Raw genomic sequence first — 17,763 nt, 5'->3', positions numbered from 1 at the left:
GCGTGGGGCGCCCTACCCCTGCATGTACAGGAACGCCTCCGGCAGCGCCTCGCGCCAGGTGACCCAGTTGTGGCCACTGGGATACTCACGGTATTGATGGGGCAACCCCCCATCGGCGAACAGGCCCGCCATCCGGCGGTTCGGGCCAGTCAGCCATTCCAGGACGCCGGTGTCCAGGCTGGTTCTCAGGTGCCTGGGGGGGCTTCGGCGCAGGTCTTCCAGCAGCCATTCCCCGGCCCCGGTGGTGTCGATCACGCCTGCCGTGTCCCGCGCCCCTGGCCGGGCGATGAAAGCCCCGCTGTGGCTGACCACCCGATTGAACAGTTCCGGGTGACGGCTGCCCAGGTACAGCGAGATCAGCCCGCCCAGGCTTGCGCCCCACAAGCCACGCTCCTGCACGGTCACCAGTTCGCCCTCCACCCGCGGAAAGACCTCTGCGGTCAGGAAATCCAGGTAGCGGTCATTCAGGTAATACTCCTCGCTACGGTCTCCCGGCTCCACGAACACCAGGGCCGCGCCCGTCGCCAGCCCAGCCTCCAGCGCCCGGTCCATCACGTCGCCCAGCTTGCCGGTGCGGTAGAAGGCCACACCGTCCTGCACGTAGTACACCGGAATCGGCGTGCCTGTCGTGTAGCCGTGTGGCGTGTAGACGATGGCGCGGCGCGTGCCAGGAAAGATTCCGCCGTCCCAGGTCAGACGCTGGGCCGTCCCCTTTCGGGTCGCCTCTGGGGTCAGCCACAGCGGATGTCGCGCGTACTCACCCACCACGGCCGCCCGGGGGTACGGCCACCACGGATTCAGTGACTTCTGGGGGTTGTCGGGATCGGCGAAAGCCTCGCCCGCCGCGTCCAGCCAGGCGTATTCCACCCAGGCGCCGCGCGGCAGCGCCAGCGTCAGGGGCTGATCAGCAACGATGGGCAGCGGCGCCTGCTTGCGCCAGTCGGTGAAATCTCCCACCAGGGCCACCGCGCCGGGTGGTGGAGTGAAGGTGACGTGCTGCCCGGAGACGGAAACGGCCATAGGCGAGATTCTACGTGCTGAGCGTCGCGGAAAAAGCCGCTGCCTGCGCCGCCGCCCCATGCGCCAGCTCGCGCTGCGGTCCAGCCGGCCAGCGCAGCAAAGCCGCCGCGCGGCGGTAGGCGCGCAGCGCGGCTTGGCCTCTGGCCTGGAGGTCGCCGCCTTCCAAGCCGGCCAGAGTGCCGTAAGCCTGATGCCATTCGGTATCGGTCCAGGCGTCCCGCACCAGGCTCAGGAACCGGTTCTCGCTGGGGATCGGGCTTCCGGCAGACAGCAGCGCCGCCTTGCCCAGCGACAGCGTCAGGCCCAGACAGGCATAGGCCACCTTGGCGTTGTCGCCTGATTTCAGGCCGCCCATCACCTTATGCAGTTCCTCGGCGCTGTCGGCCAGCAACTCGGCGGCACGCGCGTCGGCCCGTGCTGCCAGAGCGCTCCAGCGCACTGCCCGCGCGCGTGCCTGAAGGTCGGCGAAAATGCCGTCCGGATCATACAGCGGCACGCCCGTTTGCAGGGAGACCAGATTCCACAGCGCTGTTTCCGGCTCTGTCAAAGCCCTGGCACGGCGCGCGGCGGTAGAACGGTCCACGCTGAGCAGCACGCCGCCCCGGTAAGCCACGGTGTTGCCGACGAAGCGGTCGGCCTTCACCAGCACGCTGATATCCAGATCGCTGAACTCGTCTGCCTCACCGCGGGCCACACTGCCGGTCAGGAAGATGGCCTGCACACCCTCCTCCCGCTGGAGTTCAGGCAGAATTTCGGCCAGGACCGTTTCAAAGGACATGGACAGAGCCTGACATGCCGCCCCCGCCGCCGACATGGGCCAAAAAGCTAAGTGCCGCCTCCATGTCAGGAGGCGGCACTGCTCATCAGAGGCTGGCTATCCAGGCGTTTACTGAGGCTGCTCAGCCCCCTCCGGCGATCTGGTCGGCGAGTAACCTCGGTATTCCTCGCGCAGTTCACGCTTCAGGAATTTGCCGGTCGCGCCGATGGGAATGCTGTCGGTCAGCACGGTGGCGTCAGGCAGCCAGAACTTGGCGAACTGAGGTTCCAGCAGCTCCAGCAGTTCCTGGTGCGTCACGCTCTGGCCGGGGCGCGGAACCACCACGGCCAGCGGGCGCTCGTCCCATTTGGGATCGTCCATCGCAATGACGGCGCACTGGGCCACGGCGGGATGGGCCATGATGGCGTTTTCCAGGTCCACGCTGCTGATCCACTCGCCGCCCGACTTGATCAGGTCCTTGCTGCGGTCCTGAATATGCATGTAGCCGCGCTCGTCCAGGGTGGAGATGTCCCCGGTGTCGAACCACAGTTCGCCGTCCAGATCGAAGAAGTTGTCCTGACCCGCGCCCTTGTAGTAGCTGCTGGCGATCCACGGGCCACGCGCGATCAGGTTGCCCATCGTCTTGCCGTCATGAGGCAGCCGCCTGCGCTCGCCGTCCACGATGTCCAGCGACACCAGCGGCACGGTGCGGCCCTGCTTGGCCCGCAGCTTGTACCCCTCGTCACTGTTGGGGTCTACGTCAAAGGGGACGCTGCTGGCGGTGCCCAGCGGGTGCGTTTCGGTCATGCCCCAGGCCTGCAGCATGGTCAGGGCGTGGCGCGTCTGGAAGGCGCGGATCATGGCCTCGGGCGCGGCGCTGCCGCCCACAATCACGCGCTCAAGCGGACCGAGATTGTAAGGCTCCCCGGCCTCCTTCGCGCGGTCCAGCTCGGCCAGCAGCCCCATCCAGATGGTCGGCACGCCGGCGGTGATGGTCACCCCCTCCTCCTGAAGCAGGGTGGCGATGCTCCTGCCGTCGCTGAAAACCCCGGCATACACCTGTTTGGCGCCGTACATGGCACAGGTGTACGGCAAGCCCCAGGCATTGACGTGGAACATCGGGACGATGGGCAGCACGCTGTCGGCCTCACCCACGTTCAGGGCGTCCTTGGGAGCGCTAGCCAGCGAGTGCAGCACGGTGGAACGGTGGGTGTACACCACGCCCTTGGGATTGCCGGTGGTGCCGGAGGTGTAACACATAGCCGCCGCCTCGTTCTCGTCCAGGCGGGGATAGCGGGCTAGAGGTTCGGCGCCCATCACGAAGGTGTCGTAGTCCTGCACGCCGGGGATGGCCTGTGGCAGCGGCCCCATCACGATGACCTGTTCCAGCCGGGGGCAGGCCGCCTTCAGCGCCGGGACCATCGCGGCGAAGACGTTCTCGATCATCAACACGCGGTCTTCAGCGTCGTTCAGGATCCAGGCCACCTGTTCGGGATGCAGGCGGATGTTGACGGTGTGCAGCACCAGTCCAGCGCTGGGCACGCCCAGATACGCCTCCAGGTGCCGGAAGGAATTGACCGCCAGCGTCGCCACCCGGTCTCCCTTCTGCAGGCCCAGCCCCAGCAGGCCGCTCGCCAGCCGCAGGGCGCGGTCAGCCACCTCACCGTAGGTGGTGTGGTGCTTTTTAGGGACCGGATTGCCTGCCTCGTCGCGGCCCGCCGCCAGCAGACTGACCACCTCGCGGTTCCGGTACTGCCCGCGAATCCGTTCCAGGATGGTGGGAACTGTCAGTTGAACGTCCATCATGTTGCCTTGCATAGCTGGCCTCCGTGGAGAGATAGAAAAAGAGAAAACGGTGGCGGCCTCTCGCGGCCACCCGATCAGGAATCTTCCGGTGTTTGAGCCGAGTATAGAGAGTGCCAGGCCCTGGAGACGTAGCTGTGCCTGCGTTCTCCCGACTCGGGGCCGCAGGCCGATGAAAAACCCGCCATGAATGGCGGGAAGCTTCAGGGCAAAGGCAGTCTTACCTGCGCGGCAGATCCCGCCGATCTTCTTGCGGCTTTGGCGGCTGAGCGTGCGCCCCGCCCCGCAGCGGTCGCGGCCCGGCGGGCACCAGCACGCCTAGGCCATCGTCCTGATCGTCACGGGGCGGGGTCTGACGCGAGAGGTCACGGCGGAACACCCCCGAAAGCCAGCGGCGCAGGTTCATGCCCCAGCGTGCGCGGGACCACGCCTCCCTTCAAGCCCGCAGGTCACGATCTGCGTATGCTGCCCCTATGACCGCTACACTCGATCATCTGGTCATCGCTGCCCGCAGTCTGGAAGAAGGCCGTGCATGGCTCGAAGGCCGCCTGGGCGTCCCGATGCAAGATGGCGGCAAACACGCCCATTTTGGCACCCACAACGCGCTTCTGTCGCTGGGACCGGACTGCTATCTGGAGGTGATCGCCGCCGACCCCGGTGCGCCCATCCCGCCGCGTCCCCGCTGGTTCGGGCTGGACACCCCAGAGATGAAGGCGCAGTTGGAGGACGGCCCGGCACTCATTCACTGGGTTGCGGCGGTGGGGGCGCTGGAGCCGGGACCAGAGGTGCTAGAACTCACGCGCGGCGAGAACCGCTGGGCGCTGACCGTGCCAGAAGACGGCGGACTACCCATGGGGGGTGTCGCCCCGTCGCGCATCGTGTGGCACACCGTGCCGCCACCGCGCCGATTGACCGACGTGGGCGTGCGGCTGGGCCAGCTGCGCCTGAGAACGCCTACGCCCGATCATCTGCGCGCCGTGCTGGACGGTCTGGAGTTCATGGGCGAGGTGGAAGTCTACGAGGCTCCGCAGACCGAGTTGCGGGCGGTGCTGGAAACACCGGGCGGCCCGGTGACGCTGGGCGAGTGGTAGACGACCCTTTTCAGGAATCGTCCAGGGGACCAACGGTCAAGCGGTTGAATCGTCAGTCGATTTGCGGTGACAGGGTTCAACGGCTGGCGCGTCTGACCTCTCTCCCCGGTCTGCGCCCATGCAGCAGCAACGCCGCAAGCAGGCCAGCCATAAAGCCGAACAGGTGCGCTTCCCAGGACACCGCCGGATTGCCCGGCAGCACGCCCCACAGGATCCCGCCATACAGCACGGCCGCCACCACCGCCACGCCAATCGCGGCGGGGGTGCGCTCCCACCAGCCCACGCCCAGCAGGTAGGCTAGGTAACCGAAGATCAGCTCGCTGGCCCCCAGATGCACGCTGCCGCCGCGCGCGAACAGCCACACCAGCCCGCCGCCCACCACCGCCACCACCAGCGTCACGGCCAGAAACCGCCCCACGCCGCGCACCGCGCTCATGAAGGCCAGCACCGCCAGCGGCACGGTGTTGGCGATCAGGTGGGCAAAGCCGTAGTGCAGAAAAGGAGCGGTCAGCACATGCCAGAAAGTGCCGGGCACGCGAGGCTCGATGCCGTAATAGTCCAGCCTCCCGCCGAAGCCGAGCAGATCGACGATCTCCTGAATCCACACGAGGCCGACGAGCACGGCGGTGACGCCCAGCGCAGGACCAAACTGTGGCCGCCCCGGCGCAATCGAGGACTGTGGGCGGCGAACGGGGGGCGGCGGTCTCATGCCCCCAGTTTGCGGGATAAGAGGATGAGGTTCGGCGGAGCAGGTCCGACGACAAGAAATACACGCTCCTCAAGCAACTGTCAGGCAGGAGCAAGAGCGAGCTGACTATCCTGGAGGCGCATGAGCCCGCACACCGATCTCCACCTGCCGAGGCGCGATCCTCACGGCGAGACGCTCCGGCGGCGGCTGTATACCGGCGTGGTGGTTTGCGGCGTGGCGCTGGTGCTGTTCGGGATCTTGATGCAACGCATCCTGAATCTGCAGGAACCTTACCTGCAGTACGTTGCGCCCTGGGTGCTGGGCCTCAATGTGCTGGCCCTGTGGTGGTTGCTGACCCGCCGGGCGCTGATCGTGGTCGAGCTGGCCTCGGTGGGGGTCCTGGCAGCCGCAAGCGTCGCCCATATTGTGCTGGTCAGCCTCAAAGCCCCCTCGTTGCCAGGGGCCTACCCCAACAGCGGACCGTACTGGGCGGTCATGTGTGTCTGTGTTCTGGCCTTCCTGGCGTTGCCGCCGCGCCGCGCCACGGCTTTCAATCTGACCTACCTGCCCTTCACTCTGCTGCTGCCGTGGCTGCTGCCCGAGACTCACACCGCGCCGTCTGCCCCCGGCCTCGTAAGGGTGCAGCTCAATGCCACCATGGTGTTTCTGCTGGTATGGGGGCTGTCGTGGTTTCGTGCCCAGTACGCCACGCAGGCCCAGACTCAGGAATTGCTGCGGCAGATGGCCTTCACGGATCCGTTGACCGGGCTGCCCAACCGCCACGCCGTGTATCCGGCAGTGGACGCCCTGCTGAAAGACGCGGCACGCGGGCAGGCGGGGTCCATTTTTCTGATTGATCTGGACCATTTCAAGCGGATCAACGACCGGCACGGCCACGGTGTGGGCGATGAGGTGCTTGTTGCGGCGGGGCAGGTGCTGCGCAACTGCGCCACCGAGCCCGGTGCGCCGCCACCCACCCTGGGCCGCTGGGGAGGCGAGGAATTCATCGTGGTGATGCCGGGCACGACGCCAGAGCGTGCCCAGGCGCGCGCCGAGCAGCTCCTCACCGAGTTCCGCGAGTGGGCGTGGCCGCATCACCTTCAGGTGACGGTCAGCATCGGCTCCAGCAGCGTCCGGGCGGACGAGGATTTCAATGGACTGCTGGCACGCGCCGACGCCGCCCTGTACGCGGCCAAGTCCTCTGGCCGGGACCGGGCCGTCATGCAGGGTCACGCGAAGCCGCAAGAGCTTGTGACGGCCTGAATCAGCTTCCGTCTGCTTCGTGGACACCTCGGAGCGCTCCGGGGTGTCCACCGCATGTCCAGACTCCGTTCCTTCCTTGCTCCGCCTGAATGTCCAGGCGTTTTCAATCCCCTTCCTATCAGGAGAGGTCTAAATAGCGCTGCCTACCGCTGGCCCAGACGAGCCCGCAGGAAACCGGTGATCTTGCCCAGGCCCGGTTCCCAGGTCTCACCGCCCCGCCGCTCCCTGACCTCCGCGCGCCCCAAGCCAACCGTGCGCCCCAGGGTCACGCGCCAGGGAATACCGGTCAGATCGGCGTCGGCGAACTTGACGCCTGCACGCGACGGGCGGTCATCGAGCAGGGCGTCCACGCCCGCCGCACGCAATTCGGCGTAAAGCCCCTCGGCGGCCTCTACCTGGGCCGTGTCCTGCAGGTCCACCACGGTCAGGATGACCTCGTAAGGGGCGATGACGGCTGGCCACACCAGGCCGCGCTCGTCGGCCAGCTGCTCGGCTAGCGCCGCTGCCAGCCGGGTCACACCCAGGCCGTAACAGCCCATCGTGGGGGTCTGCGGGGTGCCGTCGGCGGCCGTGTAGCTCAGGTTCATGGCCGCTGTGTAGCGCGTGCCGAGCTGAAAGATATGGCCCACCTCGATTCCGCGCGCTGCTAGCAGCGGCTGGGCCGGATCGTGGATAGACCGCTCCCCCGCCTCCACCTGCCGCAGATCAGCGACCTCGGGCAGCGGGTACTGCTGGCCCCAGTTCGCGCCCACCACATGGAAACCGGTTTCGTTGGCTCCGGTCGCGAAGTGCTGAGCGTGCGCCGCCGCCCCGTCGCACAGGCGCAGGAAAGGGCGTTCCGTGCCGTCCGGCAGGTCGGGCGCGAGATACCCCAGCGGCAGGTCCCCAGCCCACTGCTCTGTATCGGCCACCTCCAGCGCGGTCAGTGTTCCATCTATCCGCGCGGACACGGCGTTCCACAGCTTGACCGGATTGACGCTGTGGTCCCCACGCAGACTGACCAGCACTGGCCGGGTGGAGGGCTGCCCCCCCTCCAGAAATTCAGCCTCGTACAGCACGTTCTTGATCATCTGGCTGGCTTCGCAGCCCAGCGCGGCGCAGGCACTTGCCACCGTCGACGTGCCGGGTGTGTGGCGGCGCTCGAAGCAGGAAAACGGGCTGGCCGGGGCCGGGTGGGCGCGCGATACGGCTCGCTCCGCATTCGCGACGTACAGACCATCGGCGGTGTACAGCAGGGTGTCCTCGCCCACGTCCGAGAGCAGCAGGTATTCGCGGCTCTCGGCCCCGCCGATCAGGCCGCTGTCGGCCTGCGCCGCGCGCCACTCGGCGCCCAGCCGGGTCAGGATGCGGGCGTAGGCGTCGCCCATGACCTCAAAGGTCCGGGCCAGATCTTCCGGGGTGGCGTGAAAGCTGTAGCCGTCCTTCATTACGAATTCGCGCGTCCGCAGCAGCCCGGCGCGGGGCCTCAGCTCGTCGCGGAACTTCCGCCCGATCTGGTACACGCTCAGGGGCAGATCGCGGTAGCTGCCCACCAGTTCGCGCGCCACGGCCACGGCCACTTCCTCGTGGGTGGGGGCCAGGGCCAGTTCACGCCCACCCCGGTCCGTCACGGCGAACATGATCTGTTCCACCTGGGTGTAGGCGTCCCAGCGCCCGGACTGACGCCACAGCGCGGCAGGTTGCAGCTGTGGGAAGCTGACCTCCTGCGCCGCACCGTCCAGTTCCCGGCGGATCAGGGCTTCGAGTTTGTGCAGGACGCGGGTCATGAGGGGCAGCGTGGTGTACAGCCCGCTGCCCAGTTGACGGATGAATCCGGCGCGCAGCAGCATTTCCGTGCCGCGTGTGTCCGCCTCCGACGGCGTTTCCCGCCGCGTGACGAGGGTGCCTTTCGATAGGCGCATTTTTCTCCCTTCACAGTGTGTAGACGACAGGGCGAGCGTCACGGGGACGCGTCCGGCAACGGTGACGTGTCTACACCCCAGAGGGCGGCGGGAGCACGGGCAGGCCCGCACCAACACGCAGCAGCCCTCCGGGGGGCCGCGTGTGGGGGAACGTCTGCTCGCTCATGGCGCAGAGGCTACAGGTCAGGGGCCGGTTCGGTCAAGCTGGGACGAAACGAAGCCTCCCCACAGGGCGACAGGCCTCTCTCCATGCCATGCTGTCCACCATGACCCAGACCAATCCTCAAACCATCACCCTTCAGGTCGAAGGCTTCGGAGAGATCACGGCGCGCACGGGCGAGCGGCTGGTGCTGGCGCTGGAACGTGGCGGCGTGGACATCCTCCATCGCTGCGGCGGCGTGGCCCGCTGCACCACCTGCCGCGTGTCCTTTCAGGAGGGCGAGCCCGACGCCATGACGCTGGCCGAGCACGACAAGCTGACCGAGAAGGACCTGCTGGGTCAGGCCCGGCTGTCTTGCCAGATTGAATGCGCACCGGGTATGCAACTCACACCGCTGCAAACGGCAGCAAGCAGCGGCCTGGAGCCCGGCAAGGCCCCCGCTGAGACCATTGAACCGACTCCCGAATGGACCACCCGACCCGGCGCGTCCACCGAGGGCTAGTCTTTCAGGCAGGCCAACCGACCATCGGGCGGGCGAGCAGCAGGCTTCACTTTGGGTCCGGGTCAGGATGAAGCTGTCGGATGGCGTTCAGTTCATCCGGCGGTGCCGCTCGGCCTCGAAGCGGGCGATTTCCGAGGGACTGGACACCTGACGCGCCACGTCCAGCCGTAGGTCCTCGGTCTCGGTGTCATTGGGATCGATGCCCAGAATAGCGGTGGCCAGCAACACCACCCGCCGCTCCTGCCCGCGCTCAATCTGCGAGGCCCGTAATTCGGCACGCAGCGACCCCACCAGCGCCCGCTGAATGGTGATGCGCTGCTCCTCGGCCCACTCACTTTCCTGCAGGCTGGGCAGAAACTCGCCCTTGTAGGCGGCCACGGCGGCGGGCAACTGGCCGTTGGCAATCAGTTGTAGCACCCGCTGACTGTCCAGGGTTACGCTGGCCTTGCTGCTCAGGCGGTATTCGGGGGCCTGATGGGCGCCCTCCACCAGCACGACGTCCGCCCCGATGGCCTCGCGGATGTCGGTGATACATTGCCGGAAATACGTGGCGGCCTTCTTGGGATCACGGTCCGGCCACAGTTGCGTCACCACATCCTGACGCGTGCTGCGCGGATGGAGAGCCAGGCAGGCCAGCACCGCCACACTGCCGCGCACACGCATGGCGCAGGGAACGCCGTCGCGCAGCACCAGTTCCTGGCCCAGTGTCATGATCTCCAGGCGCATGCCGCTGGTAAAGAGATCGTCGCGCAGGGTCCCGCCCAGAGCGGAAGCGTCCTCCAGCGCGGCTTCCAGCAGCGGGGCCAGGTTGGGTTGCAGGCGCGCGTAGGCCAGCATTTCCTCGATTTCCCGCAGATCGGGCGCGATCGAGGCCTGCGACTGGGCGTGGGGCAACCCCGCCAGTTCCAGCAGCGCTTCCGAGAGCAGACCGTTGCAGCGGGGCAGATCGTTCATGCGGTAAGCGCTGAAGGCGGCCAGCAGCAGGGCGCGGGTGGCGTCGATATGCGCGCCGCGCCGCGTGGCCTCGTCGCGCACCTCCAGGTGCATCCGCAAGGCCGAGGCGCTATCACCGCGCCGCAGGGCCATCATGGCCAGAACCACCCGCGCGTACAGCGACAGATCGGGATTCAGGGCGCGCAGGCGGGCAATGGTCCGGACTGCCTCGGCATGCTCCCCGATCCGGCTGTAATGGTTGGCAAGGTGCGAAAGGGCGTATTCGGTGACATAGAACTCACGGAGTTTTTCGCCACGCTCCGCCAGGTCGAGGAGATGCTCGACAAAGCCCCCGTAATCGCCCCTTAAGAGCAAGATATTTATTTTTCGAGCGTCGAGATGCAGCGAGATGTACTCATCCTGCATTTCGCTGGCAAGGTCCTGCGCTTTTTCAATCGTCTCCACCGCTGTATCCAGCTGGCCCGCCTCAACCTGAATATCGATCAACGTGTAGAGAGCTGCCAGCAGAGGGCGCCGATTGAGATCCTGCTCAAGCACAGGAAGGGCGTTGTTGAGAAGTTTAAGTGCAGTGGGCAATTCGCCTCTCAATGCGTAGGTGGAAGCCAGGGTATGAGAGATGCGTGCCGCAACCTTCTTATCGCCCAGTGAGAGGTAACCCCGCCTGGACTCTTCGATGGCCTTGATCGCGCCCGGCTCACCCAGTTGCTGTAAGGTCACTCCATACCAGCGGAGTGCTCGGAACAAGAGTTCTCCCGTCAGACGCGGGAGCAATTCACCAAAATGAGCCGCAGCTTTCCTGTTTTCACCCGTAGCCCGTAGCAAGTTGCCGTATTCCACGGCTGCCTCGTCATTTCCAAGCGCCATGGCCATCTCGAGCGACTGCTCAGCCTCTGCAAACTGGCTAGTTCGCAGCAGGGAAATCCCGAGCCAAGTCATCTCGATGGCGCTGAGGTCATCCTGCGCCCGTAAAGCTGTTAAAACAGAGTGATAGTCTCCGACCTCAAAGTCGGCTTGAAGCTGTGCCAGACGGTTTGAACGCTTATTCACACTTAACCGGTTAAGATAACTTTATGAAAAAGACCCTGCGCGCCCTGATCAGCTTCGTCATTGCCCTGACTGTGACCTCGGCCAGCGCGGTTCAGATCGGTTGCCCCGGCCTCGAGCGCACTCCTAACACGACCACCGTCCAGTCCAGCGTGACCGGAAAGTAAGGCGAGAGACATGGCCGTATCTTATCCCCGCAAAATGCAACAGGTCCGTGAATCCTTCAACGCCCCTGCCGGAGCCCAGTTGCGTCAGCAGAGTACTTCCGCCTCCAACGTGCGGGCTGCCAGCGCCTCCTTGCTGACCAATCGCATGGACAGCCTCTCGTTCCGGATGGGTCGCCTGTCCTGTGCTGGCCTGGAATGAACCGCAAGTGGGCTTCCTGGAACAACCAAGCCAATGCGGCATGGAATGTTGATCCACGTGCCCATGATCAGCTGATTGAAACGAACGTCCGCGAAGTGAACACCTGGGCGATGGCGGTGGTCGGTCGTTCTTGCACCGAGCATGACCGCCGGGTGATGGACCTGTCCCTGAAACTAGCTGAAGCGGCGGGACTGCTCCAGGGAGCATGGGATGTCCGCCAGATCGTCTGGGCCGCACTGCTGCACGACATCGGCAAGGCCGCGATCAGCGCCAGGATCCTGGATAAACCAGGCGCACTGACGCCAACAGAATTTAAGGTCATCCAGCAACACCCCAGTTTGGGCCACCGTCTGGCCCGCACCGCCCCACAGGTCAACCATGAGATTCTGGGGGCCATTCTGCACCATCACGAGCGCTGGGACGGCGAGGGATATCCGCTGGGTCTGATCGGCGAGTCCATTCCGCTGCTGGCCCGTATCATCAAGGTGACCGACGTCTACGACGCTCTGGTCTCAGATCGCCCATACCGCCCGGCCTGGACCAATGACGAGGCCACCGCGTATCTGCTGCAACACTCCGGCACAGCCTTTGAACCTCACCTGGTTCAGGTTTTTGTGTACCGAGTGCTTCCCTGGCACCAGCATCCCGGCTTTCCGCTGGACTGAATTTTCTTCGTTCCAACAGTTTAAGACCAGGGATTGGCGGCAACTTCATCACGGGGAAGTTGCGTTTTTTGCTGTTGTGGCGTGAGCACTGGAGCAGTCAGCTCATGCCGAATGCATCACGTACATTCAGCGCGAAGACCTGATAGCTGAGGCTGGGACTGGCATACGCTTCCAGCGCGCTTTGCAGGGTATCAAGAGCCGCGTCGGCACGGGCACGCTGGTGGGCCGGACGTTCGCGCCAGGTGAAGCGCAATGCCTCAGGATGCCACGCCGGATCGAAACGTTTCTCCAGCCGCTCGGCAGCTTCCAGCGCGCTCAGCAGGCTCACGCCCAGCGAGTTGTCCAGTTCGCGGGCATCTTCCAGTGCTGTGCGGACGCCGTCCAGATCGGCCAGTACACCTGCACGTCCAGCAGCAAAGGCGATCAGCTCGGCGTCGGCTGCCTGGCCTGTGCGAATTAGGGCCGACTCGATGGTGTGATCGGCCAGTGGGGCCACCCCCAGACGGGCACTGCGGCTGACGATGGTGGGCAACACCGAACGGCGGTCCTCGGCCAGAAACAGGAACAGGGCGCGGTGCGGGGGCTCCTCCACCAGTTTCAGCAGGGCGTTGGCGGCCTCCGGCCCCAGATACTCCGCGCCGTCCACGATCACCACCCGGCGATTGAAGGTGGGGCGCACTTCCAGAAATTCGTAGATATGGGTCTCGTACTCGCGCCCCTTGTCACGCCCTTGCAGCACCGCGCCAATGGGAATCAGCTTGCGCCGCGCTGTTTTGCCGGTGGTGGTAGTGGCGCGCGGTTCGACCAGCAGCAGGTCCGGGTGTCCCCCCGCCGCCAGGGCCAGACACGACCGGCACACCCCGCAGGCCTCGCCGTCCATACCCCGCGCGCCCTGGCAATTCTGCGCCGCCGCGATGGCCTGCGCCACCGCCCGCTTGCCCACCCGCGCCGGGCCGGTCAGCAGGAGCGCGTTGCCGGTAAAGGCGTCGGCCTGTTCAATCAAGGAAGCGTGCAGGGTCATGCCGGATAACAGATGGGCAAGCCGCCAGCAATGTGGTTCACGCCGCTCACTTGCCGACAGCCAGCCGCGCCGCCAGCACCTGTGGCAACCCCGCCTCCAGCGACGCTTCCTGGGCACGGGGAATGTCGTAGGCCACACGGATGACCTCGAACTGCGAACGCACGGTGTCGTAGAGGCCGTAGCTGGCCCTGGGGTTGCCGTCGCGCGGCTGGCCCACACTACCCGGGTTGAGGATCACGCGGGTGGTGGGCGGAACCATGTAACTGCCGCCGTCGTGGAACAGCTGGCCCTTGATCCATTCACCCGTGGGAGCGTTCAGGGTGGCGTAGACAGCGGGCACGTGGGTGTGGCCCACGAAACCCAGGCGGCCCTGCCACTGCCCGAAGGCCTCGCGGGCCGCCGCCACCGAATCGGTGTACTCGTCCAGGCTGACTGGGGTGCCGTGGCGGTAGCGCGCGCCCACATCCGGGTCGTCAATGCCGTCGCGCCAGGTGCGGACCCAGGCGATGTCACGTTCCGAGAGGCGCTCGATCTGCCATCTGAGCGCCAGCGACACCACGCTGTCGCGGCTGGCCCGCTTGCCATCAACGTATTCCAGCAGCATCTGATCGTGGTTGCCCATGATGCATACGGCGTCCAGATCGCGCAGCACATCCAGCACTTCGCGTGGGTTGGGACCGTAGCCCAGCGCGTCGCCCAGGTGGACCACACCATCGTAACGGCGTGAAGACGCGTCCTTCAGCACCGCCCCGAGTGCAGTGTTGTTGGCGTGAATGTCGGAGAGCAACAGCAGCCGCACATTCCGCATAATAGCGCCCGACCGCAGGGCACATCGCCTCCGGACGAATGGATGAACTCACTCCAGGCAAGCCCTGGGTGCTGCCGAGCGCCCCGCTCAGTCCTCTTCCCGGTCCTCCGGGTCATCGAGATCGTCCTCATCGTTATCGTCGGCCCAGTCGGGTTCCTCCTGCACACGGGTACGCCGCAGGTCGTCGCGGGGCGCACTCAGGCGCAGGTCCCCATCCGTCCTACCCCCGCCCTCGCCGCTCAGGGTGGCCTGGGCGCGGGCCAGCACGGCAGGATCCGCCGGTTCGGCGTCGTAGCGCTCGGCCAGGTAGGCGGCCACCCATGCGCCGAAGTACCACAATGCCAGTGCGGCAGGGTAGCCCTGGGCGCCGTTCGGGGCGGGCACGTGGATGATCTCGTCGATACGCGACTCCAGAATCTCGCGGGCCAGCAGCAGGGCCGGATCGGTGTCGCCCAGCAGCAGGGCCACCTTGGCGTCGCCCTGCTCGTGCCGGGCGTCGAACGCCCCGCAGGTCAACGGCAGAACGTCGCCCAGCAGCGGCACAGCCAGCGTCTTACCAGTGCGCGCCAGCAATTGCTGCCAGGCGTGCGGCAGGGCGTCCGCGTCGGGGGCCGAGAGCAGGAGCGGCGTGCGCCCCCACAGGCTCCAGGCTAGATCGCGGGCCGGGTTATTCTCCTCGATGTTCGGCGCGCAGCGGGCGGCCAGATCGGCCATGGCGGCGTCGGCCTGCCGGGCTTCCTCGGCGTGACCGCTGGCGTAGGCCACCGCCTGCGCGAAGTGGTAGGTGGACAGCGGTCCACCCGGCACCAGCACGTCAATCTCATCGGGGCGGCCTCCGGTGCTGATACGGCGTGCGGTGGCTCCGGCGACCTCGGCAAGATCGGCGTAATCGGTGGCCAGGGTTCCGGCGTCTGGGCTGCCCAGCACGAACTGCGTGCCGGAGCGCGTCAGGCTGGGCAGGGCCAAGGCCTGGAGCAGGTGAGCCGCCAGTGTGCCCTCGCCCACGCCGACGAGGCCGTAGGGGGCGGTTTCGGGCGTCTGTGGACCGGCGTAGCTGCCGGGCAGGCGCGACAGCAGACCCAGCAGGCCGCCGGACGGCGTGGTGGAATTGGAGGTGGGATCGCTCATGTCCCCAGCGTACAGGCCAGCGCCGCCACTCGCCTTCCAGATGCCTGAAGGCAGCAAAAAAGGGCCGCCACAACGGGCTTTCCGGCTTCACGCCCGTTTAACCTTGCATGCTAGACTCCTGCGCGTGTGTTTGCTGCGCGTGTGCTGGCTGGCTGTGCCCTTCCAACCTGACCCAATCCACGAAAAAACCACCCCGCAGGGTGGCGTGACTTGGACCGTGAACATGAATGGTGCACTCGACTGGACTTGAACCAGTGGCCTTTGGCTTCGGAGGCCAACGCTCTATCCACCTGAGCTACGAGTGCATGCAGGGCTTCAGGTACGCTAGCACCAATATTTAAGGAGATCAAGTGAACCGAAAGAAAGTCACCAACGTCATGCTGATCGTGCTGGCCCTGCTTCTGGTGGTCGGCATGGCCTACCAGTTCACCCCCAACATCGCCGGCCTGTTCAATCGCAACCAGGTCAACGGCGTCCCAGCCCTGAAGGTCAATGGACAGACCATCACGGCGGAGCAACTGGACCAGGCCCGCCGGGGCAACCCAGTCCTGAGCAGCACCGATACCGGCGTGCTGGGCGACGATTTCAAGACTGTCGTGGTTGCCAACCAGATTCAGCAGGCGTTGGTCACCGGGGCCACGCAGGACATCAAGGTCAGCCGCGCCGACGTAAACGCCGAGGTAGACAAGGTTCGCGAACAGCGCGACCTCAAAGACAACAAGGCCTGGACCGATTTCCTGCAGGGCGTCGGCCTGAGCGACGCTGCTGCCCGCGCCCAGATTCGCGACAGCATCGCCATCCAGCGCAAGGTCGACGAGCTGAAGAAGGCCACTCCCGCTCCCACCGACGCTGAGGCGAAGCTGTATTACGACCTGAACCCCGAAGCCTTCCAGAGCGACGCGCGCATCGTGGGCCGTCAGATCGTGGTGGCGGACGAGGCCAAGGCCAAGGACCTGCTGGCCCAGGCCAGGAACGGCGCGGATTTCGCGGCGCTGGCTTCGGCCAACAGCAGTGAATTCAAGGATCGCGGCGGTGCGCTCGGCCCCATCGAGAACGGCGCCCCCCGCCCGGTGGCCCAGGTGGCCCTGCCCGCCGAGGTGGGCGCAGCAGCGTTTGCCCTGACGGACGGCGGCCTGACCGACGTGGTCTCCAGCGGCGGCAAGTTCTACATCGTCAAGGTCGAGAAGTACCTGCCGCCCGCCCCCAAGCCTTTCGACGAGGCCAAGAACGACGTCGTGACTGCCCTGAAGACCCAGAAGGAGAACGCTGCCCTGGAGCAGTGGCTGGCCGGGCTGGAGAAGGACGCCAAGATCGAGTACGTCGATCCCAACTGGAAGATCGAGAACCCCACCGTCGCCAGCGTCGCGGGCAGGGACATCCCGTATTCGGAAGTGGTGGAGGGCGTGGTCAGCAACCAGCAGTTCGCCTCGCTGCTTCAGCAGGTGCCGCCTGAGCAGGCCGCTGGGCTGGTCAACGGCATTCTCAAGCCGCAGGTGACGCAGGGTCTGATCCAGACCTACGCTGCCCCCACGATCGCCGAGAAGCTGAAGCTGAACCTGACCGGCACGCGCCAGGACATCGCTCAGGGCCTGGCCGCCTACGGCGCGCGGGACGTGAAAGTGACCGACGCCGATCTGCAGGCGTACTACGATCAGAACAAGGAGCAGTTCCAGACCCCCGCCAGCGCCACCGTCAGCGAGGCCAGCTTCCGTGACCGCAACCAGGCACTGGCCTTCCGTACCGACTGGAACGGCAACGGCGACTTCACAGCGGCGGCAGGCAAGGCCGGGGGGACCGTCAGCGAACGCGGCGCGGTGACCGCCGGTGACAGCAAATTGAGTCCCGAACTGGAAGCAGCCGTGTTCAGTGCCAAGACCCTCAAGGATGCGGGCGAGGGCAGCCTGAGCGATGTGGTGAAGGTTGGAGACCGGTACTCGGTGCTGTACGTCACCGATCTGAAGCCGGCAGTCACCCAGTCGCTGGCGGCCGTGCGTGCCCAGATCCAATCGCAGGTGCTGGCGGCCAAGAAGAACGAGGCCGGCCAGGCCTTCGTGAGCAAGGAAGTCGCCGCCCTGAAGCCCACCGACAATCTGGAGAAGGTGCTGGCGGCCCAGGCCAAACGGGTGGCCGCCGCCGAACCCAAGCCGACGACGCCCGCCACCGATTCCGCCACTCCGGGAGCAACTGACAGCGCCGCCCCTGCCGACACTGCACCCACCGATGCGGCCCCTGTCGAGACCACGCCTGCCCCCACGGACAGCACGACGCCTCCGGCCACCGACGCGGCACCAGCCACCCGCTGAGGCTTTCCTCTCTGAACAGGCAACCCCTCAAGGGGTTGCCTGTTTTCATTCGGTTGTCCCTGATATAGACAATGAACGCCGCAAAGCCGATAAAAAAATCTTTTCGAAATGACGGCAGTATCGGAAGCTCAGATGTGCTGGTCGGATGTGGCCGACTTACTCAAGCATCCAACGCGTGAGTCATGCTGAAACAGCAGCCCCAGCCAGATGGCACGGTCGAACGCAAGGTCGCCCCTGAGGGGCCAAGAGTGCGATTCAGTCGCTAAGTACACTTAAAATAGGCCGATTT

At 65.9% G+C, this 17,763-nt stretch carries 17 protein-coding genes and 1 tRNA gene; 7 read left to right on the top strand and 11 right to left on the bottom strand.

All coding sequences use genetic code 11. From position 1 onward, the window contains the following. Positions 1 to 12 precede the first annotated feature (12 nt). The 4 genes from HNQ08_RS22790 to HNQ08_RS22775 all read right to left on the bottom strand — a co-directional run bounded on the left by HNQ08_RS22790 (position 13) and on the right by HNQ08_RS22775 (position 3,986). Complete coding sequence (locus tag HNQ08_RS22790) at positions 13 to 1,020, bottom strand: alpha/beta hydrolase (protein ID WP_184137204.1); 1,008 nt, start codon at positions 1,018 to 1,020, stop codon at positions 13 to 15. A gap of 10 nt (positions 1,021 to 1,030) precedes the next feature. Continuing rightward, positions 1,031 to 1,798, bottom strand: coding sequence for a nucleotidyltransferase domain-containing protein (locus HNQ08_RS22785; RefSeq protein WP_184137202.1), 768 nt, complete (start codon positions 1,796 to 1,798; stop codon positions 1,031 to 1,033). 108 nt (positions 1,799 to 1,906) lie between these two features. Next, a complete protein-coding gene (locus tag HNQ08_RS22780; RefSeq protein ID WP_184137200.1) occupies positions 1,907 to 3,595 on the bottom strand; it encodes a long-chain fatty acid--CoA ligase in 1,689 nt (562 codons plus the stop codon). A 205-nt stretch (positions 3,596 to 3,800) separates the two neighbouring features. After that, positions 3,801 to 3,986, bottom strand: a complete 186-nt coding sequence (locus HNQ08_RS22775) for a hypothetical protein (protein ID WP_184137198.1) — start codon at positions 3,984 to 3,986, stop codon at positions 3,801 to 3,803. 67 nt (positions 3,987 to 4,053) lie between these two features. Here HNQ08_RS22775 and HNQ08_RS22770 point away from each other — a divergent pair, with 67 nt between their 5' ends. Continuing rightward, positions 4,054 to 4,671, top strand: coding sequence for a VOC family protein (locus HNQ08_RS22770; RefSeq protein ID WP_184137196.1), 618 nt, complete (start codon positions 4,054 to 4,056; stop codon positions 4,669 to 4,671). Positions 4,672 to 4,747: 76 nt separating this feature from the next. Here the strand turns inward: HNQ08_RS22770 and HNQ08_RS22765 are convergent, their stop codons facing one another. Continuing rightward, entirely contained in the window at positions 4,748 to 5,380 is a 633-nt protein-coding gene (locus tag HNQ08_RS22765) for a rhomboid family intramembrane serine protease (RefSeq protein WP_184137194.1), read from the bottom strand. Positions 5,381 to 5,500: 120 nt separating this feature from the next. On the opposite strand from HNQ08_RS22765, the gene HNQ08_RS22760 reads away from it, so the two are divergent. Further along, positions 5,501 to 6,622, top strand: a complete 1,122-nt coding sequence (locus HNQ08_RS22760; protein WP_184137191.1) for a GGDEF domain-containing protein — start codon at positions 5,501 to 5,503, stop codon at positions 6,620 to 6,622. A 143-nt stretch (positions 6,623 to 6,765) separates the two neighbouring features. On the opposite strand, the gene HNQ08_RS22755 is transcribed toward HNQ08_RS22760, so the two are convergent. Then, complete coding sequence (locus HNQ08_RS22755; RefSeq protein ID WP_184137189.1) at positions 6,766 to 8,523, bottom strand: proline--tRNA ligase; 1,758 nt, start codon at positions 8,521 to 8,523, stop codon at positions 6,766 to 6,768. A gap of 266 nt (positions 8,524 to 8,789) precedes the next feature. Here HNQ08_RS22755 and HNQ08_RS22750 point away from each other — a divergent pair, with 266 nt between their 5' ends. Next, positions 8,790 to 9,185 carry a 2Fe-2S iron-sulfur cluster-binding protein gene (locus tag HNQ08_RS22750; RefSeq protein WP_184137187.1) on the top strand — a complete coding sequence of 132 codons (396 nt, stop codon included), beginning with the start codon at positions 8,790 to 8,792 and terminating at the stop codon, positions 9,183 to 9,185. 87 nt (positions 9,186 to 9,272) lie between these two features. Here HNQ08_RS22750 and HNQ08_RS22745 read toward each other — a convergent pair whose 3' ends face one another. After that, entirely contained in the window at positions 9,273 to 10,883 is a 1,611-nt protein-coding gene (locus HNQ08_RS22745; RefSeq protein WP_184137185.1) for an AfsR/SARP family transcriptional regulator, read from the bottom strand. 326 nt (positions 10,884 to 11,209) lie between these two features. Here HNQ08_RS22745 and HNQ08_RS22740 point away from each other — a divergent pair, with 326 nt between their 5' ends. From HNQ08_RS22740 to HNQ08_RS22730, 3 genes are read left to right on the top strand one after another with little or no spacing between them, the layout of a single operon-like run. Then, positions 11,210 to 11,350 (top strand): hypothetical protein, encoded by a 141-nt coding sequence (locus tag HNQ08_RS22740; protein WP_184137183.1) that lies wholly within the window; start codon positions 11,210 to 11,212, stop codon positions 11,348 to 11,350. A 10-nt stretch (positions 11,351 to 11,360) separates the two neighbouring features. Continuing rightward, positions 11,361 to 11,549, top strand: a complete 189-nt coding sequence (locus HNQ08_RS22735) for a hypothetical protein (protein ID WP_184137181.1) — start codon at positions 11,361 to 11,363, stop codon at positions 11,547 to 11,549. Continuing rightward, positions 11,546 to 12,214 carry an HD-GYP domain-containing protein gene (locus HNQ08_RS22730; protein WP_184137179.1) on the top strand — a complete coding sequence of 223 codons (669 nt, stop codon included), beginning with the start codon at positions 11,546 to 11,548 and terminating at the stop codon, positions 12,212 to 12,214. Before HNQ08_RS22735 ends, HNQ08_RS22730 begins: the two co-directional genes overlap by 4 nt. A 97-nt stretch (positions 12,215 to 12,311) precedes the next feature. Here the strand turns inward: HNQ08_RS22730 and HNQ08_RS22725 are convergent, their stop codons facing one another. From HNQ08_RS22725 to HNQ08_RS22710, 4 genes are all read right to left on the bottom strand, one after another. Then, positions 12,312 to 13,235, bottom strand: a complete 924-nt coding sequence (locus HNQ08_RS22725; protein WP_184137177.1) for an AAA family ATPase — start codon at positions 13,233 to 13,235, stop codon at positions 12,312 to 12,314. A 46-nt stretch (positions 13,236 to 13,281) separates the two neighbouring features. Beyond that, on the bottom strand, positions 13,282 to 14,043 hold the full coding sequence (locus HNQ08_RS22720) for a metallophosphoesterase family protein (RefSeq protein WP_184137175.1): 762 nt from the start codon (positions 14,041 to 14,043) through the stop codon (positions 13,282 to 13,284). A gap of 87 nt (positions 14,044 to 14,130) precedes the next feature. Then, a complete protein-coding gene (locus HNQ08_RS22715; RefSeq protein WP_184137173.1) occupies positions 14,131 to 15,171 on the bottom strand; it encodes an SIS domain-containing protein in 1,041 nt (346 codons plus the stop codon). Between the two features lie 228 nt (positions 15,172 to 15,399). Then, positions 15,400 to 15,476 (bottom strand) — tRNA-Arg (locus HNQ08_RS22710). Positions 15,477 to 15,521: 45 nt separating this feature from the next. Here HNQ08_RS22710 and HNQ08_RS22705 point away from each other — a divergent pair. Continuing rightward, the gene (locus HNQ08_RS22705) at positions 15,522 to 17,474 is read left to right on the top strand and encodes a peptidylprolyl isomerase (RefSeq protein ID WP_184137171.1); all 1,953 of its coding nucleotides are present in this window, start codon (positions 15,522 to 15,524) and stop codon (positions 17,472 to 17,474) included. Positions 17,475 to 17,763: the final 289 nt, after the last annotated feature.

This window comes from Deinococcus humi, assembly GCF_014201875.1.
GTDB classification, from domain to species: domain Bacteria; phylum Deinococcota; class Deinococci; order Deinococcales; family Deinococcaceae; genus Deinococcus; species Deinococcus humi.
Note: the sequence above shows the minus strand (reverse complement) of the source record. Positions and strands in the feature narration are given on the sequence as shown.

What these genes read in the sequence shown, in the direction of transcription:
- HNQ08_RS22790 (WP_184137204.1), bottom strand. Translation starts at nt 1,020, where the DNA reads ATGGCCGTTTCCGTCTCCGGGCAGCACGTCACCTTCACTCCACCACCC.
- HNQ08_RS22785 (WP_184137202.1), bottom strand. Translation starts at nt 1,798, where the DNA reads ATGTCCTTTGAAACGGTCCTGGCCGAAATTCTGCCTGAACTCCAGCGG.
- HNQ08_RS22780 (WP_184137200.1), bottom strand. Translation starts at nt 3,595, where the DNA reads ATGCAAGGCAACATGATGGACGTTCAACTGACAGTTCCCACCATCCTG.
- HNQ08_RS22775 (WP_184137198.1), bottom strand. Translation starts at nt 3,986, where the DNA reads ATGAACCTGCGCCGCTGGCTTTCGGGGGTGTTCCGCCGTGACCTCTCG.
- HNQ08_RS22770 (WP_184137196.1), top strand. Translation starts at nt 4,054, where the DNA reads ATGACCGCTACACTCGATCATCTGGTCATCGCTGCCCGCAGTCTGGAA.
- HNQ08_RS22765 (WP_184137194.1), bottom strand. Translation starts at nt 5,380, where the DNA reads ATGAGACCGCCGCCCCCCGTTCGCCGCCCACAGTCCTCGATTGCGCCG.
- HNQ08_RS22760 (WP_184137191.1), top strand. Translation starts at nt 5,501, where the DNA reads ATGAGCCCGCACACCGATCTCCACCTGCCGAGGCGCGATCCTCACGGC.
- HNQ08_RS22755 (WP_184137189.1), bottom strand. Translation starts at nt 8,523, where the DNA reads ATGCGCCTATCGAAAGGCACCCTCGTCACGCGGCGGGAAACGCCGTCG.
- HNQ08_RS22750 (WP_184137187.1), top strand. Translation starts at nt 8,790, where the DNA reads ATGACCCAGACCAATCCTCAAACCATCACCCTTCAGGTCGAAGGCTTC.
- HNQ08_RS22740 (WP_184137183.1), top strand. Translation starts at nt 11,210, where the DNA reads ATGAAAAAGACCCTGCGCGCCCTGATCAGCTTCGTCATTGCCCTGACT.
- HNQ08_RS22735 (WP_184137181.1), top strand. Translation starts at nt 11,361, where the DNA reads ATGGCCGTATCTTATCCCCGCAAAATGCAACAGGTCCGTGAATCCTTC.
- HNQ08_RS22730 (WP_184137179.1), top strand. Translation starts at nt 11,546, where the DNA reads ATGAACCGCAAGTGGGCTTCCTGGAACAACCAAGCCAATGCGGCATGG.
- HNQ08_RS22725 (WP_184137177.1), bottom strand. Translation starts at nt 13,235, where the DNA reads ATGACCCTGCACGCTTCCTTGATTGAACAGGCCGACGCCTTTACCGGC.
- HNQ08_RS22720 (WP_184137175.1), bottom strand. Translation starts at nt 14,043, where the DNA reads ATGCGGAATGTGCGGCTGCTGTTGCTCTCCGACATTCACGCCAACAAC.
- HNQ08_RS22715 (WP_184137173.1), bottom strand. Translation starts at nt 15,171, where the DNA reads ATGAGCGATCCCACCTCCAATTCCACCACGCCGTCCGGCGGCCTGCTG.